The following is a 15881-nucleotide window of genomic DNA, read 5'->3' as shown; positions in this document are numbered from 1 at the left end:
TTTTTTATCCCACATTATTTCCGTCTTTATCCAGTTTTACCCGGGCGCTTTCTTCGCCCTTGGCAACTTGCAATTCGTAATATTCACTCTTGTCACCTTCTTTCACAAGAAAGGCTTTTTTCACAGTCCAACCCGAGAATTCCTCTCCTTTAATTGTCTTCTTAATGCCTTCCGGAAGGTCTTCCGGTTTGACCGCTACCTTATCTTCCTTGGAAGTTGTAGTAGTTTTTGTGGTCGTCTCCTGCTTTGTTTCCGTCTGAGCAGACTGTGCTGTTTGCGCCGTGGCCTGAACAGAAGCGAAAGAGATAAGTCCTAGGGCAAATGCCGATACTATTAGCTTTTTCATAATGTAGGTTCTTTTGAACTTGTTTTATTTGGCGTTTCTGTGCACTCGCACTGTTGCCCGGAGTCCTAACATCATTATGCCAAAACTAACAATACATTAATAATCAATTAGTTACATATCTATATGAACATGTGGTTGTGTCGAGCGAAATCCACGTTTTGTGGGATTAATCTCCACGCCTGCATTAATTAAGAACCTGACCGTCTTTATTAATCTTCATGCGGGACTGCTCGTCAGCCTTGCGGACAACAAGTTCATAATAGGAACCGCCATCATCGGCAACGACCAGGTAGGCATCTGAAATCGTCCATCCTGCATAGGACTTGTCATTCAATGCATTCCGCACTTTTTCAGGCAGATCTTCGGGCCGAACCTGCACGCGCTTTTCAAGTTCGATTACGGTTGCTTTTTTGACAATGTCTGCCTTCTGGATATTACCGCCAGGGAATGTTGAGCTGATAACGCCGAATCCATATAAAACAGAGATCAGCAGTAAGCCCATTTCGAAGAACATTTGTCGTTTTTTCATGATAATTAATAGCGAATACCGACGCCTTGGGCGGAGTCTGTTTTATTAAGCTAAAAATTATGCCCGTGTTAAAAACAAAGAAGCCATGCCCCAAAACGGACATGGCTTCCAACAAGGATTTCAAAAACAATTACTTATCGTAACCCGGGTTTTGAACCAATTTAGCATTACGGTTGATCTCGTCACGGCTGAACGGACGGAAATACATTTTATCAACCCAGGTGCGGTTTTCGTGCGATTTCTCCACAACCGGCGTGTAGGTGTAAGTATAAACATCCGTATCATAGTGATATGGCTCTTTCATAGACTTACCCGCCTTGAATTTACCCAGCACGTTAATGTAGGCTAATGGGCGACCCAATGTTTCCTTGGCGATCATCCAGCGACGCGCATCATGATAACGCTGCTCCTCATAAGCCATTTCGATTCTTCTTTCGTGACGGTAGGCCTCTTTCAAAGCTGCTCCGCTCACTTTCAAAGCTGGCATACCTGCACGGAAACGGATCCTGTTCAACCACAGTAAAGCTTCTGCTTCCTGACCCACTTCAATGCTCGCTTCAATATAGTTGAAAACAACCTCGGTGGTGCGAAGGAATGGCCATGGGATGTTCTGACGGTCGGTGTTATCATACAATGCAGGGTTTGGATCAATAAACTTACGCATGTAATAACCAGTCCGGCTTCCATTCCAGTCTTCGATTGAGCTGCTGCGTGTATCCAATCCTTTGCGGTTGATCAATGCTCCTTTGTCATCTAAAAGGTCATATGCACCTGTCTGAATCTGGTTTGCCGGATCTTTTGCATCCGAAGGACGTGGTTTCCAATCTGCACCATCATACATGACGGTTGCATAGAAACGTGGGTCGCGATTTTTGTAAGGAGCTGCTTTGTGAACTGGGTTTGTCCAGCTAAAACGCGTTCCGTCCATCAATTCATAATCGTCAACCAATGTGCCGATAGGCGTGTTTCCAGCCCAGTTGTGGTAGCCGTTAGGACCATTGTTCAAGCCCATCTGGCGAGCGCCTTCACTGAGGCTGGCCGTGAAATAACGACCGAAAATGATTTCATTAGCAGCTGACGCATCCAGTGATTTATCAGCGCTGGCGCCACCCATGGCAATTGAAATGTAATTGGTTTTTCCCTGCGCAGGAGTTACGGGAGCAGTCAGATTGAGTTTGTAACCTCCATCCGTTGCAGCCAGTGCCACTTTTGCAGCAGCCTGCGCAGCCGTCCAACGCGCCTTTCTGTCTCCTGAAATATAACCAAGAAACTCAGGATTAGGATATGCGGCAATCACACTTGATTTGGCTTTCGCGGTAGGCATGTCATGCAAATCGCTCGCAGCATATAGCAACACCCTCGATTTCAGTGCCAATGCAGCTGCTTCACTCGCACGACCTTTCACCAGTGTTTTGCCTTTTAACAACAATGCAGAACTGTCAAGGTCAGTAACAATACGGTTTACGCATTCTTCAAACGTGTTCCGTGCTACGGAGTAATCTTCATTCAGGTTGTAAACCTTGGTGATGATCGGGGCTGAACCGTAGTAGCGAACAAGTTGCTGATAGTAATAGGCGCGTAAAAAGTAAGTTTCGCCCATCAGACGTGCTTTCAGCGTTTCGTCTGTGAAAGTCGCTGTCGGAAGATTAGCCAACGCCAGGTTTGTGGCCCGAATCCGTGTAAACATGGGCCCCCAGCCATAGGTATCATCCACCCAGCCCAGGTTTGAAGGGCTTAAACTTCCTTCGTTCACCGTGTTAATGTTTCGGCCTGTGTGCGTAAATACCGCCTCGTCAGTCAGGGAAGCAAGCATTTGCTCACTGAATCCCCCTTGCTGAAGACCTGCATAAATACCCGTTACAAAACCTTCGGCCAAAGCGCCTTCTTTCCAAACTTCTTCTGACGGGATTTCGGTCGGAGGCGTTACGTCCAGGAATTCCGTGTCGCATGACACCAGCCCGATCGAGCCCAGTGCAGCTAAAAATATCCAATGTTTATAATTCAGTTTCATTTCTAATTCTTAAAAAGTTACACGTACACCTGCATTAAGTACTCTTGACTGCGGATAGTATTGTCCGTTTGAGCTGGTCGATTCAGGATCCCAGATTTTGATCTTATCGAATGTGAACAGGTTAAGTCCATTTACATACACCCTCAAATTACCCAAACCGATTTTGCTTCCTATTTCAGAAGGCAGGTTGTAGCCAAGCTCTATGTTTTTAAGACGCAAATAATTGTTGCTTCTCAAGAAGTAAGTGTTGGCACCAGCATTATCAAAATTGGTATAATAAGTGTTGTTTCTGTTTGCAAGCCTTGGCTCTGTTGAACTTGGATTGTCGATCGTCCAACGGTTATCGTAAGCATATTTCAGGTAGTTACCAATATCACCGGATTCAGTTTGTCCGATGTACTGCAAGCCACCCAATGCGCCCTGGAACAAGATTGAAAGGTCAAATGCTTTGTAACCCAGGTTAATCGCCGCACCGCCGGTGAATTGCGGACGGTTTGTTTTTTCGGATCTCACTTTGTCATCAGCAGTGATTCTTCCATCATTATTCACATCCTTGAACTTCATGTCACCGGGACGGATCGTACCAGTGATACCCTTGTAATCCAATGGATTGGAATCAACTTCTCCCTGATCTTTAAATACACCGTCGTATTGGTAAGCCAGGAATGAGTTATAAGGCATTCCGGTTGTTTGCTGGTACGCAGGTGCTCCCGGCGTTTCATCCCAGAATTTGATCTGGTTTTTGGCATAACCACCATTCACACTCACAGAGTATGTAAAGTCCTTTGCGCTGCCGTCATAACTTACTTTGAATTCCCATCCTTTGTTTTGCAGTTTACCAAGGTTTTGGGGAGGAAGTTTTCCATCAATACCCGCACTTGAAGGCGTAGAACCTGTTTTCGGGATCAGGATATTCGAACGATTGTTAACAAAGTAGTCAAATTCGAATGCGATCCTGTCACGGAACAATGTACCCTCGATACCGAAGTTCATGTTGTTGGCAACCTCCCATGTAAATGCTTTGTTGGCAACACGCGATTCAAGAAGTGTTTTAGCCACCTGATCGTTGATTACATAAGAACCAAAACCCATTGTAGATAAGTATTGGTATTCAGCAAGGATTTCTGTTCCGACCAAATAAGGCTCAGCACCCATTTGTCCCCATGAACCGCGAATTTTCACATTGTTCAGGAAGTTGATATTGCCCTTCCAGAAATCCTCTTCCGAAATTCTCCAACCTGCCGAAACCCCTGGGAAGAAACCGAAACGGCCATCCTGCGGGAATACATAAGAACCATCTACACGCCAAAGGAACTCAGCTAGGTATTTCTCTTTGAAGTTATAACCTGCTCTACCAAAATAGCTCAAACGGGCCCTGGTGAACAGATCTGTGTTGTTGTAAGTCTGGCCGTTTACTGTAGTACTTCCTGAGTTACCAATGTTTTGCTCAGGCGTTCCGCCTGCAAAAAGCTGATCTACAACCGGTGAGATAAAGTAGCGACGGTAAGCAAAAAATCCATCCGCATCTACTTTTTCACGCTGGATTCCAGCCATGATGTTGAAATTGTGGTCATTGATTTTTTTCTCGTAAGAAACCTGGCCTGTCAACTGGATCGACAATTCCTGCGATGCTGTTTCAGTCAAACGGGGATCGCTGAATGTCGAGCGAACTGTTCCTGTCAGGAATGGAGAAGTTCCATCCGCTTCATAGGTTTTTTTATCCCAAAAATAAAGCGTCCATGGCTTCTGAAACGATTTCTGACGGCGAATCTGCTTATCAATCGCAGCCATTGCATTTACTTTCAAACCTTCTACACCCGGAATAAGGATTTCAATGGATCCGTTGGTTTGGATGTAGTCGCGTTTGTCGTGGTTATAACCCGTTGTGTTTGTTGTAATAACCGCCGGGTTCTGACCATTTTCGATATCAGGACCGGGTCTTCCGTCCGGCCAGATCGCGATTTCAGTTGGTTTACCACGCATCAACATACGGAAGATATCACCCGCGCCACCACCATTTGGGAAACGACGGAATTCTTCACGAAGCGTCAAACCAAGGTTCGCACTTACATATTTGTTGATTTTTGTATCCAGGTTGATACGCATATCATACTGCTTATAACCCGTTGCAGAATTGACATAGTTACCTTCCTGGTTAATGTGTCCAAGCGATGCCATGTATCTGATGTTGTCGCTACCACCGGTCAACTGCAAGTTGTGACGCTGTTGTGGTGACCAGTTACGGATCACGCTGCCATACCAGTCTGTATTCGGGTGGATCAAAGGATCAGTTCCGTCGCGGAATTTTTGCATGTCGTCCGGCGTAAAAACTGCATTTAATACATTGCCATTGTCTTTTCTGGTGTAAGCTCCGTTGGTATTAAACCCTTGCAAAGCACCTTGCCATTCACCCACTTCCAGGTTGTCATAAATCTGCAACTCGTTACGGATTTCGGCATATTCCGACGCGTTAGACATCGTTGGCGTACGGGTAGGCTGGGCCATCCCCATATTGAAGTCATACGACAGCTGTGGTTTTCCGGTTTTACCTCTTTTTGTTGTGATCAGAATAACCCCGTTACCGGCACGTGAACCGTAGATCGCAGCAGCCGCATCTTTCAAAACGGATACGCTTTCAATGTCAGCAGGGTTCAGACGGTCCAAACCACCACTACGGTTAGGAACACCATCCACGACGATCAGTGCATTGCTGTTACCCAGGGAGTTGGTTCCACGGATACGGATGGCGGAACCATCGTAACCCGGCTCACCACTGCCTTGTACCGCAGATACCCCCGGCAGACGGCCGCTCAATGTGTTGGAAAGGTTAGCTGCTGGCGCTTTTGCCAATTCGCCACCCTTAACCGCTGTTACTGAACCGGTTAATGTTGCCTTTTTTGCTGTTCCATAACCTACGACCACAACTTCTTCCAAAGCTTTCGTGTCGGTAAGCAATTTAACATCGAGGCTGGTTTTATTACCCAAAGGAATTTCCTGAGTGATATAACCGATAAATGAAAACACCAATGTGCTTGTTCCCGGTGCGTTAACTGTGTAATTCCCTTCTAAATCTGTAACGGTACCCACAGATGTACCTTTCACTACAACGCTCACGCCAGGTAACCCCTGCGACTGCTCATCATTGACTTTCCCCTTTACCGTAACATCCTGAGCAAATGCAGCGGCCGTGACGATGAACGTCAGAAAAAGGGAAAAAAAATACCGGCTTAGGCCCCGGTCTTTTTCAGGTTTAGAAATCCCCATAAATAGAGTATAGATAGTAGATAGTTAAAAAATAGTTAAACAATGAAAAATCTTAGTCCTGTCATATTATCATTCGGGCGTAATCATAGGCAGTTAAAAAGAGTGTCATTTAAACACAATTATTTCAATCAGAAAACAGCAACATCCTATCCTGTGCGAAATGTATTTTCCGCAGGGAACAATCGATAAATTTTTGAGGGGGTTGAAGCAAAAGCGACACTTGCGCTGCTTACCTTCTCCGCCTTTACGGAGCCGGCCAATAGTAACCGGGAGTACAAAAAGATATGATATAATTCACATAAACAAGCATTCCTGCTTTCTGACTATGTTTTCTTCGAAAATAACCATAGGTTACTTAACGTATAACCAATAACCGTGTCATTACGACACTTAAATCTTGTTTATTCCATAAATTGTCACAAAAAATGATTATGATGGTGCCTTCACTAAAACCTTTCAACACTTTTTTCCAAGCCATCTTTCGGCCACATGCCGCAGAGAAGAGAGAACCAAACATCCGTTCGGTTCGTAGCTGTTATAACTAATTGAGAATTGCTTTTATTATGTTTTAAAAGAAAATATTTACATCACGTGATAAGAGGCGCTTATACGATATTTTCAAAAACCTGTGAAAAACGATTTACATTTGTGGAGTAAAAAGTCATCATTGCACACATATAAAAAAGCTGAACAAATGAAGAGTAAATCAGAAGATATCCAGTCTCTAAACACACCGCTCAATGGAGGAATCGCCTGTGGGCTTGTCTTGGGAGTTATTATAGGCCCCATTGGCGCACTCATCGGCGTTATTATTGGAGCAACAGTGGGATTTTACTACGATAAGAAAGAGAATTCCTAAAAAATAAGTCAGCAAATTAACAGAGCTACATTTAATCAACCATCTCACCAACCCATTAATCTCGACCCATACAATTTTTAACTCATTCACACATTCACTCATTCACTCATTCAAAATTAATGCGCCGTCCAGCCGCCATCGACGGTTAAAATCGACCCGACCATGTAGCTGGATGCTTCACTAGCCAGGAAAATGGCGGCACCCTGGATTTCCTGGAGATTGGCCCAGCGCTGCAGAGCGGTGGCACCGATGATGATGTCGCGGGCTTCGTCGCTGTCGGCGATGGGAATGTTCATTTCGGTGAGGAACGGACCTGGACAGATTGCGTTGACATTGATATTGAAAGGCGCAAGTTCCATGGCTAATGCGCGCGTCATTTGCACGACCGCACCTTTGCTGGCCGTGTAGGGCGTACGATTTGCCAGCCCTACCAGCCCGAGCGTGCTGGCTAGGTTAATGATTTTGCCGCTTCGTTGCTGCTTCATAATGGGCGTAACGGCACGCGATGCAAGCCACGTGCCGTTGACATTCACTTCCATAACCTGATTGAAATCCGCCGGAGAAAGCTGGTCAATCGGGCCGCGTATATTGATCCCCGCACTATTGATCAGAATATCGATTTTACCAAAAACCTGCACCACGAATTTCACCATGGCCTCAGTCTGTTCCGGGCTGGTAATGTCCGTTGGGAAAGAGGTAATCCGTGTTCCGAAACTACGCAACTCCTCTGCGCTTTTCTCGGCTTCGGCTGCATTGCGGTTGACGAGTACAATATTGGCTCCGGCAGAAGCCAGTCCGGCAGCCATGGCGAGGCCAAGACCTTTGGAGCCTCCGGTGATGACAGCCACTTTTCCCGTCAGATCAAAAAGCTTTATTCCTGGTAAATCCGCGACAGACATAATTAATACTGATGAAAGGCCTGCGACACGAATTCGAGCACTTTGGGCAGCGACTCCCGCCAGTAAGTCCAGTTGTGGGCACCTTCTCGGATGCGGAACTCATGTGGGATCTCTTTTTTCTTCATGGCAATGTGCACCAGACTGTTGCCTTCGTAAAGGAAGTCGTCGTCACCGCAGTCAATATACCAGCGGACAGCTTTCTTTTGATCATCTTTAATGTTATTGATCAAGGCCAGAGCGCTGTGGCGGTTGTAGTAGTTGGTCACTGTCGAATCCTGAATGTCGGGGTTATTGCGTAACAAGTTCTTTTTGGCATCTTCCACGGTAATCGGCCCGGCGGATGCGCTGAGCGGACATGCGGAAGAAAATAGTTCGGGATGATGTAGTGCATACATGAATGTGCCACCGCCTCCCATGGAAAGTCCTGCCACAGCCCTGAAACGCTTATTGGCTTTGATACGAAACTTTTTCTCGACGTGCGGCATCAATTCCTGGAAAAAGAAATCTTCATAATTCCAGTCGCCCTTTACATCATTGAAATAACCTCTTCTTCCCGTGTCTGCATCAGGCATAACAATGATCATCGGGGTTGCTGAACCTTCGCGGATCGCCTTGTCGGTAATGTTAAGGACTTCGCCAAACTGGACCCACCCGGTGTGATCATCGCCTGCACCATGCAAAAGGTAAAGCACAGGATAGCTTCTTTCGGAAGTTGCGTAATCGGGTGGCAGATAAATCGCGTATTTTCTTTCGGATTTCAGGAGCTTGCTGAGCACCGATAAATTATCCATGACCTTGCCAGTTTGGGCAAAAGCCGAAACCGCCAGTATAGCCAGCAGAAAAGTAGCGTAAATCTGTCGCATAAAGTTGGGTTAATTTGGGTAAAAAACGCCTTTGGGATAAAAAGGAACTGCGTATCACACTTTACCCGCAATGTTGGTAATCATTCCTTTAAAAATGAAAGCATGGAATGGAAGAACGGCATACCAGTATAATCTACCGGGCAGACCGAGGGGACGAAAAGTGGCTGTTTGTTTCAAAACATTATTTTCATCAAGGCAAAATTCCAGCCAGGCCTCGCCGGGAAGCTTCATTTCCGCATATAACAAAAGTCTTTTTTCCTCTTTGTTTGCCAGCAGCACGCGCCAGAAATCGAGCGGATCGCCTGGATAAATTTGTTCAGGATGCCTCCTGCCCCGCCGCAGCCCTACCCCACCCGTAACCTTGTCCAGAAACCCGCGGATTTCCCAGAGCCAGGTGCCATAATACCAGCCTGTTTTCCCGCCTATTGACCAAATTCTTTTCAGCACATACTCGGGATCATCGACTTTGAGTTCCCTTTTATCAATGAAGCAACCATTTGTTGGCACTTGCATGTAGCTGGTAATGCCTTTGGAAAGCGCTGCACTGCTTTGCGCGCCGGTCCAGCTGGATAACACCTGATTTTGTTCTATCTTATCAAATGCCAGACTAATTGCCTTCTCATAGCCAAGTAATTGAATGTGAAGCTTTTCGGCCAGATCATTTGGCCTGCAAACGACTTTCACTTTCATGCTGTGAACAAGGTTTTTGGCCAGCGAATAGGAAGTGGAAGTGACAAAATACAGCCAGTAGGAAGACAATTTCGGTGTCATCACCGGCACAACCCATATGCGCCTTTTTAACCCGCGCACCTTGGCGAATTTCAGGAGCATTTGTTTGTATGTTAGAATATCCGGGCCGCCAATATCAAAGCTCTTATCGTAAGTTTCCTTTAAAAGCAATGTTCCGGTCAGGAAATCGACTACATTACGGATTGCTATGGGCTGGCACTGCGTATGCAGCCAGCGCGGCGCGATCATGACAGGCAACTTTTCTACAAGGTCTCTTATTATTTCAAAAGACGCGCTGCCTGAGCCGACGATAATGCCTGCACGCAATGTGGTTAATGCATAATGTTCCGATTTGAGAATTTCCTCCACGTTTTTGCGGGAAAGCAAGTGTTTGGAAAGATCCTCTTCATTAATGATCCCGCTCAGATAGATAACCTGCCGGACATTCGTTTTTTCAATTCTTTGCTTGAAATGCGTTGCGGTTGTTTCTTCCAGCTTCTCAAAATCTTCACCGCCGCCGGTGGACATGGAGTGAATCAGATAATAAGCGACATCCATGTGGTCCGGGATGTTAACAAGCGTTGCCTCATTCAGAAAATCGACTTCTAAAACAGTGGCGCCAGGGAACTGCGACGCATTGAAACGCTGCTTATCCCTGACGCAACAATAAACTTCATGTCCCGCTTCCAGCAACACCGGCAGTAATCGCTGTGCAATGTATCCCGTGGCACCAGTGAGCAAGATTTTCATTTTAATTTATTTCTTTTTAACCTTCATCGCCACCGGGTCCCAGTTGATGATCTTCTTGGAAAAATAACTTTCATTGCAAGCCAAAACGGGAGCTGCCGCGCGGAATCCGAAAATGGGGTCTTCAATCGTTCCGACACTGCCTTTCTTAATGTTATCAAAGAAATCCGCAAAGTGGTTGGCGTGTGCATCATCCTCCTTAGGCGCAGTGAACTTCACTTCTTTAACCGGGTCTGCCTTGCGGGTATCTTCCGGATATTGCGCATCATATTGCTTTTTAAATTCCTGCTGCTGACTTTCTGAAAACGTATTAAAACTGTCATAACCACCAAAGCCGGGCGCTTTCGGCAGCTTTTTCTTAGTCAATACCAGATTGTTTTCAGTAAACTCAATCTGTCCCTCCGTTCCGATAATGCGGGTGTTGTTGGCAATGGCTCCTGCATTGGCAAAGTTTACGCGAAGCACCATTTGGAAGTTGGCATGAATGTCGGTTTTTGGGTAATCCAAAATAGAAACCAGGACATCCGGCACGTCACGGCCATCTTTCCAGTAACTCAACTCACCGGACGACATGATGCGCTCCGGCCCCAGCGAATTGGTAACAAAATGAACACCGGTAATTAAATGCACAAATAAGTCCCCTCCTACGCCCGTTCCATAATCCTGGTAGTTTCTCCACCTGAAAAAGCGCTTCGCATCAAAAGGCACTTTGGGCGCGTCACCCAGATAATGGTCCCAATCTACAGTGGTCGGCGAAGCGTCTGTCGGGATGGAATAGTTCCATGCGCCTATTGAATTGAAACGGTCATTATTTGATTCTACATAGTTAATCTCGCCAATTTCTCCGGCCTGAAAAAGTCTTTTGGCTTCCTTGAATGAAGCCGAGCTAATGCGCTGGCTACCAACCTGCATCGTCTTACCCGATTTTTTCCAGGCATCGATCACTGAAAGCCCTTCATTGATGTGATGCACCATGGGTTTTTCACAATAAACGTGCTTCCCGGCTTGCAACGAGGCTTTGGTAATGTGGTCATGCCAGTGGTCGGGGGTTACGATGAGGACAGCATCAATGTCTTTTCGTTCCAGGATCTGGCGGTGATCTCTCGTCGTAAAAATATCTTTCCCGAAAACTTCCTTCACGCGCGCCAGCCTGCCATCGTACAAGTCGGCAGCGGCCACAAATTCTGCATCGGGAGCGCCCCTTAATGCAGCCTTGGTGTCTTGATGCCCCTGAATCCCCATGCCAATGGTGGCAAAACGGATCTTGTCATTCGGGCTGATCTTTTTAAGATCTTTGATGATGTTAAAAGGCTTGGCAATGCTTTCTGTGGCTAACAAAGCTGAGGCAGCTGTCACGTTCCTGAGAAATTTCCTGCGGGTAGGATTCATATTAAATATGACTAAAATGTTACATTGTGATGATTCCCCTAAAATAGGGAATAAATGTTTGTCGAACCACAACGAGCTTCTATTTAGAATTTATGGACAGTATTCAACGCAAGAAACTTGTAAATGAACTCATTAGCCTGATCGAGAAAGGAAATGCGCATGTTAGCTTTAAGGAATCAGTTACCGGCTTACCATCCGAATTGCGCACAATCATTCCCGAAAACTTGCCTTACAGCATCTGGCAGTTGGTCGAACACATCCGGATCGCGCAAAAAGATATCGTCGATTTTTCGTCTTCTGCCGGCAGTGAGTCACTGGCCTGGCCCGACGATTACTGGGTAGAGCCGACCGATACGGTTACCGACGAAGATTGGAATAATTCATTGCAACAAATTGAAAAGGATCAACAGCGATTTCAGGCTTTGCTCGAGGACGAGCAACATGACCTTTTCGCACCGCTTCCGTGGGGGACAGGACAAAGCCTGCTGCGCGAAGCAATGCTTATAGCGGATCACAATGCTTATCACACAGCCGAAATCGTTGTTGCGAGGCGATTACTGAAAAGTTGGAAGTGAGAAAACAACAGCCACGCTGCGCACCGTGGCTGTTATAATTCTTCTATAAAAATATCTTTGTAATACACCTTGGCCTTACCACCGCCGTGGATCTGCAAACCAATGATGCCTTGTTGCGGAACGGATTTATCGGGTTCAGTATAGTCCACAGTCTGCTTGCCGTTGAGCGCGATCCTGATCCTGCCATTTTCGCTCCATACCTGATAGTCATTCCAATCATTCAATTTGACAAGTTTCAGCACTTCCACGGAATCCGGGGCAATGAGCGTTTTATTTCTACGGGATTCATCATAAAGACTTCCCCAGAATTTAGCTCCAAGGTCTGCCTGGTAACCGATCATTTCATAGGAAGGATCTTTGGAACGTACACTGTGAAACTGAACACCCGTATTGATAAAGCCTTCGTGCCCGGTGAGCTTAAATTTCACATTGAGAATGAAATTGGAATAAGTCTTCCTGGTGCACAAAAAACTATTATGCGGGACCGTCTCCACCAGTGAGCCGCCGACAATGGCGCCGTCCTGAATTTTCCAGGTTTTCGTCGTGTCTCCCTCCCAGCCGTTAAAAGTCTTACCGTCAAACAGCGAGACTTTGTTTTTCTGAGAAGCCATTGATAAAACGGTTACCAGCATAACGGCACTGAATAAATAGGATGGCGTTTTGAGCATTGTATCGACATGAATGTGGTTGACGATAAAAGCCATCCGTTTAAAATCTTTACTATCCGCTCCGGCAGTAATCCGAAATGTGTCCGCATCAGAAAGTGGGCCTTTACTGGCTTTTTCATTAATATCAGTATTTTTACAGACGATGCATGTTTCAAATAGTAAACCGAACACGAAGCTGGATTTTGATAGAAATGATTGAAACGCTTGATAACAGCAATAAAGACAACCTGCTTGTTGCCATTGAAAGATTTGAGCTCGTTGTAAAGGCCACGCATGATGTGATCTGGGACTGGGACCTGGAAAAAAACACAGTCTGGTGGAACGACGGAATGAAAGAAGTTTTTGGCTATACATCCCAGGAAGTCGAACCAGGTCCGGAATCCTGGTTTAACCGAATTCATCCGGATGATCGGACCGAAGTGGTCCATAATATGCATGCTGCCATCGACCGCGGAGACTCCAACTGGGGGGATTACTATCGTTTCCAACGCGCAGATGGCAGCTTTGCCTATGTACATGACCGGGGTTACACAATCCGTGCGGATGGAAAGGCGGTGAGAATGGTTGGCTGTATGAGAGACCTTTCCGAAATTGTACAGTCGGATGAGGCCCGGCAGGAGAGTGAAGATAATTTACAGTTTGCGCTGAGTGCCGCGCAGCTCGGGGTTTGGAATATGAATCCAGAAACGGGTGTAGTTTACTTTGATGAAAGGTGCAGAGGGCTTTACGGAAACCCATCTGAGGAGATCCTGAACTATGAAACTTTGATCCAACACATTCATTTCGAAGACCGGGAAAAGGTGGTTAACGCGATTTCCAGTGCATTGAATCCGGAAACGCGGACTGCTTATGACATTCGTTACCGAACTGTGGGTGCATCAGATCACGTTTTGCGCTGGCTGCATTGCACTGGCAAAGCATATTTTACGCCGGAAGGAGTTCCTTATCGGTTTTCAGGTGTTTCCCGCAATGTCACGGACGAAATATCCAGCAAAGAACGGGTTGCCTGGGCAGATCAGCAGGCCGCAATGACCGTGGAGGGTTCAGGCGCTGGTTCATTCCTCGTGGCCCTGGATACCAATGAGATCATCTACTCTCCTACCATGTCGCGTATCATTACGGGAAGGGAAAATGGAGATATGAAGAGGGACTTTTTTGTGATGCACATTCATCCGGAGGATTTTGATAAACGGACGGCAGCCTACGAAATTGCCTCAAAAACAGGCGAACTACGCTATGAAGCCCGATTTGTCTGGCATGACGATTCTGTTCATTGGGTAAAGGTGATCGGGCAATATCTTTACGACAGCACGGGTAAAGCGATTTCTCTTTCGGGCATCGTAATGGATATCACGGACCGCATTGAGTCCGAAAATATGATCAAGGCCAGTGAAGAGCACCTGCGCACGCTTATTGAGCAGGCGCCCGTGGCAACCTGCATGTTTGTGGGTAAGGATATGGTCATTGAACTGCCCAATGAGGCCATGTTAAAGATCTGGGGAAAAGGGGATAGTGTGATCGGCAAACCATTGCGGGAAGCACTTCCTCCTGAGATGCTGGACCAGCAGTTGCTGAATATTCTGGATCATATTTTTGAAACGGGGAAACCCTATTCTGCCTCCGGCCGCCAGGCCGATCTGATAGTGAATGGAACGCTTGAAACTTTTTATTTTGATTTCACCTACAAGCCATTACGTAACTCAAAAGGTGAAATCTATGCGATCCTGGATATGGCCGTGGACGTTACCGAGCAGGTGAAGTCCCGTCAAGCCCTGGAAAGAAGCGAAGAACGTTATCGGCTGCTGGTTGATGAGCTGGAGCAAAGGGTTCAGAAACGGACTGAGGAACTGCACCAGGCCAATCAGGAGCTAGTTAATTCCAACAGCAATTTGCAACAGTTTGCCTATGCGGCAAGCCACGATATGCAGGAACCGTTACGCAAAATCCAATCATTCAGTTCGCGTTTGCAAACAGTTTATAGCGAGTCGTTCGATGAGAACGGCGTTTTTATGCTGAACAGGATCCAGGATGCATCCAAGAGAATGTCGAGCATGATTGACGACTTGCTTGCGTATTCGCGCCTAACCACACATGACAGTGCTTTTGAGGCGGTTGACCTTAACAAAATTGTCTCCGCCGTGATCGCAGATCTCGAAGTTTCAATTGAAGAACAAAAGTCTGAAATCAGGGTCGCGCAGCTGCCGGTCGTTTGGGGGAACCCTTCACAGCTGACTCAACTTGTACAAAATTTGCTAAGCAATGCAATCAAATACAAAAAACAGGATATTCCCTCAGAAATCGAGATCCGTGCTGATGACCTTACAGAAACGGAGAAAGCCGACTTGCCCAGGTTGTCACCGGGGCATCGCTACATTAAGTTTGAGGTAAGCGACAATGGCATTGGCTTTGATGAAAAATATCTTGGCAGGATTTTCCAGATGTTCCAGCGTTTGCATGGCCGCGGAGAATTTTCGGGTTCGGGAATCGGGCTGGCGTTGTGTAAAAAGGTCGTCCAAAACCACCACGGCCATATTACAGCCCAAAGCGAGCCAGATCGGGGTGCTACATTTATGGTGTATTTACCTATCCCGAACTAATCAACCTTTTCAATTACTTTTTCCAGACATCCTGATATTCATCGGGATGTTTTTTAAATTGTACATGCACATACTCGCAAAGCGGGACCACTTGCAGTTCATGTTTGCGCGCATAAGCAACCATTTCGTCCAGCATTAACTTTGCAAGGCCTTTTCCCGACATGTTTTCATCGACTTCGGTATGGTAAACCGTCAACGCGGTTTCACTAACGCCGATCACCATTTCCCCCACTTGCTTACCCTCTTCATCCAAGTAAAACGCACCTCTTTTGCGCTCATCCAGCCTTAATTTTACCTCACTCATATATTTGATTTGAAATACCTAATAAATCACTTTCATTGCCGGTAAATAATTCTGCCAGGCATTGCCGGACAAATTGAGGCATATTCGAATAAAAAGCAAAT

General features: G+C 46.2%; 13 protein-coding genes. 3 read left to right on the top strand and 10 right to left on the bottom strand.

Annotated features, from left to right (window positions below):
* Positions 1-4 precede the first annotated feature (4 nt).
* The 4 genes from MUK70_RS02685 to MUK70_RS02670 form a co-directional block, all read right to left on the bottom strand.
* Entirely contained in the window at positions 5-346 is a 342-nt protein-coding gene (locus MUK70_RS02685; protein ID WP_234602283.1) for a hypothetical protein, read from the bottom strand.
* A 184-nt stretch (positions 347-530) separates the two neighbouring features.
* Positions 531-875, bottom strand: a complete 345-nt coding sequence (locus tag MUK70_RS02680) for a hypothetical protein (RefSeq protein WP_234655497.1) — start codon at positions 873-875, stop codon at positions 531-533.
* 130 nt (positions 876-1005) lie between these two features.
* Positions 1006-2886, bottom strand: a complete 1881-nt coding sequence (locus tag MUK70_RS02675; protein WP_234655498.1) for a RagB/SusD family nutrient uptake outer membrane protein — start codon at positions 2884-2886, stop codon at positions 1006-1008.
* Positions 2887-2895: 9 nt separating this feature from the next.
* Positions 2896-6150, bottom strand: coding sequence for a SusC/RagA family TonB-linked outer membrane protein (locus tag MUK70_RS02670; protein WP_234602279.1), 3255 nt, complete (start codon positions 6148-6150; stop codon positions 2896-2898).
* A 628-nt stretch (positions 6151-6778) separates the two neighbouring features.
* On the opposite strand from MUK70_RS02670, the gene MUK70_RS02665 reads away from it, so the two are divergent.
* Positions 6779-7009, top strand: a complete 231-nt coding sequence (locus MUK70_RS02665; RefSeq protein WP_234655499.1) for a hypothetical protein — start codon at positions 6779-6781, stop codon at positions 7007-7009.
* A gap of 116 nt (positions 7010-7125) precedes the next feature.
* Here the strand turns inward: MUK70_RS02665 and MUK70_RS02660 are convergent, their stop codons facing one another.
* Genes MUK70_RS02660 through MUK70_RS02645 form a run of 4 tightly spaced genes read right to left on the bottom strand, consistent with a single transcriptional unit; the run spans position 7126 to position 11636 of the window.
* Entirely contained in the window at positions 7126-7908 is a 783-nt protein-coding gene (locus MUK70_RS02660; protein ID WP_234655500.1) for an SDR family NAD(P)-dependent oxidoreductase, read from the bottom strand.
* A 2-nt stretch (positions 7909-7910) separates the two neighbouring features.
* Positions 7911-8771 carry an alpha/beta hydrolase gene (locus MUK70_RS02655; protein WP_234655501.1) on the bottom strand — a complete coding sequence of 287 codons (861 nt, stop codon included), beginning with the start codon at positions 8769-8771 and terminating at the stop codon, positions 7911-7913.
* Positions 8772-8825: 54 nt separating this feature from the next.
* A complete protein-coding gene (locus MUK70_RS02650) occupies positions 8826-10250 on the bottom strand; it encodes an SDR family oxidoreductase (RefSeq protein ID WP_234655502.1) in 1425 nt (474 codons plus the stop codon).
* Between the two features lie 6 nt (positions 10251-10256).
* On the bottom strand, positions 10257-11636 hold the full coding sequence (locus MUK70_RS02645) for a Gfo/Idh/MocA family protein (RefSeq protein WP_234655503.1): 1380 nt from the start codon (positions 11634-11636) through the stop codon (positions 10257-10259).
* A 92-nt stretch (positions 11637-11728) separates the two neighbouring features.
* On the opposite strand from MUK70_RS02645, the gene MUK70_RS02640 reads away from it, so the two are divergent.
* Positions 11729-12211, top strand: a complete 483-nt coding sequence (locus tag MUK70_RS02640; RefSeq protein ID WP_234602273.1) for a DinB family protein — start codon at positions 11729-11731, stop codon at positions 12209-12211.
* 32 nt (positions 12212-12243) lie between these two features.
* Here MUK70_RS02640 and MUK70_RS02635 read toward each other — a convergent pair whose 3' ends face one another.
* Complete coding sequence (locus MUK70_RS02635; RefSeq protein WP_310590030.1) at positions 12244-12915, bottom strand: 3-keto-disaccharide hydrolase; 672 nt, start codon at positions 12913-12915, stop codon at positions 12244-12246.
* Between the two features lie 110 nt (positions 12916-13025).
* Here MUK70_RS02635 and MUK70_RS02630 point away from each other — a divergent pair, with 110 nt between their 5' ends.
* On the top strand, positions 13026-15476 hold the full coding sequence (locus MUK70_RS02630; RefSeq protein ID WP_234655504.1) for a PAS domain-containing sensor histidine kinase: 2451 nt from the start codon (positions 13026-13028) through the stop codon (positions 15474-15476).
* A gap of 13 nt (positions 15477-15489) precedes the next feature.
* On the opposite strand, the gene MUK70_RS02625 is transcribed toward MUK70_RS02630, so the two are convergent.
* Positions 15490-15780, bottom strand: a complete 291-nt coding sequence (locus tag MUK70_RS02625) for a GNAT family N-acetyltransferase (RefSeq protein ID WP_234655505.1) — start codon at positions 15778-15780, stop codon at positions 15490-15492.
* Positions 15781-15881 lie beyond the last annotated feature (101 nt).

Source organism: Dyadobacter chenwenxiniae (assembly GCF_022869785.1).
GTDB classification, from domain to species: domain Bacteria; phylum Bacteroidota; class Bacteroidia; order Cytophagales; family Spirosomataceae; genus Dyadobacter; species Dyadobacter chenwenxiniae.
The sequence above is the reverse complement of the archived record's forward strand: the minus strand, read 5'-3'. Positions and strand labels throughout refer to the sequence as shown.

Excerpts from the sequence above, each read along its gene's own strand:
- MUK70_RS02650 (WP_234655502.1), bottom strand. The coding sequence starts at position 10,250 with ATGAAAATCTTGCTCACTGGTGCCACGGGATACATTGCACAGCGATTA.
- MUK70_RS02625 (WP_234655505.1), bottom strand. The coding sequence starts at position 15,780 with ATGAGTGAGGTAAAATTAAGGCTGGATGAGCGCAAAAGAGGTGCGTTT.
- MUK70_RS02630 (WP_234655504.1), top strand. The coding sequence starts at position 13,026 with ATGTTTCAAATAGTAAACCGAACACGAAGCTGGATTTTGATAGAAATG.
- MUK70_RS02670 (WP_234602279.1), bottom strand. The coding sequence starts at position 6,150 with ATGGGGATTTCTAAACCTGAAAAAGACCGGGGCCTAAGCCGGTATTTT.
- MUK70_RS02635 (WP_310590030.1), bottom strand. The coding sequence starts at position 12,915 with ATGGCTTTTATCGTCAACCACATTCATGTCGATACAATGCTCAAAACG.
- MUK70_RS02685 (WP_234602283.1), bottom strand. The coding sequence starts at position 346 with ATGAAAAAGCTAATAGTATCGGCATTTGCCCTAGGACTTATCTCTTTC.
- MUK70_RS02640 (WP_234602273.1), top strand. The coding sequence starts at position 11,729 with ATGGACAGTATTCAACGCAAGAAACTTGTAAATGAACTCATTAGCCTG.
- MUK70_RS02660 (WP_234655500.1), bottom strand. The coding sequence starts at position 7,908 with ATGTCTGTCGCGGATTTACCAGGAATAAAGCTTTTTGATCTGACGGGA.
- MUK70_RS02645 (WP_234655503.1), bottom strand. The coding sequence starts at position 11,636 with ATGAATCCTACCCGCAGGAAATTTCTCAGGAACGTGACAGCTGCCTCA.
- MUK70_RS02680 (WP_234655497.1), bottom strand. The coding sequence starts at position 875 with ATGAAAAAACGACAAATGTTCTTCGAAATGGGCTTACTGCTGATCTCT.
- MUK70_RS02655 (WP_234655501.1), bottom strand. The coding sequence starts at position 8,771 with ATGCGACAGATTTACGCTACTTTTCTGCTGGCTATACTGGCGGTTTCG.
- MUK70_RS02675 (WP_234655498.1), bottom strand. The coding sequence starts at position 2,886 with ATGAAACTGAATTATAAACATTGGATATTTTTAGCTGCACTGGGCTCG.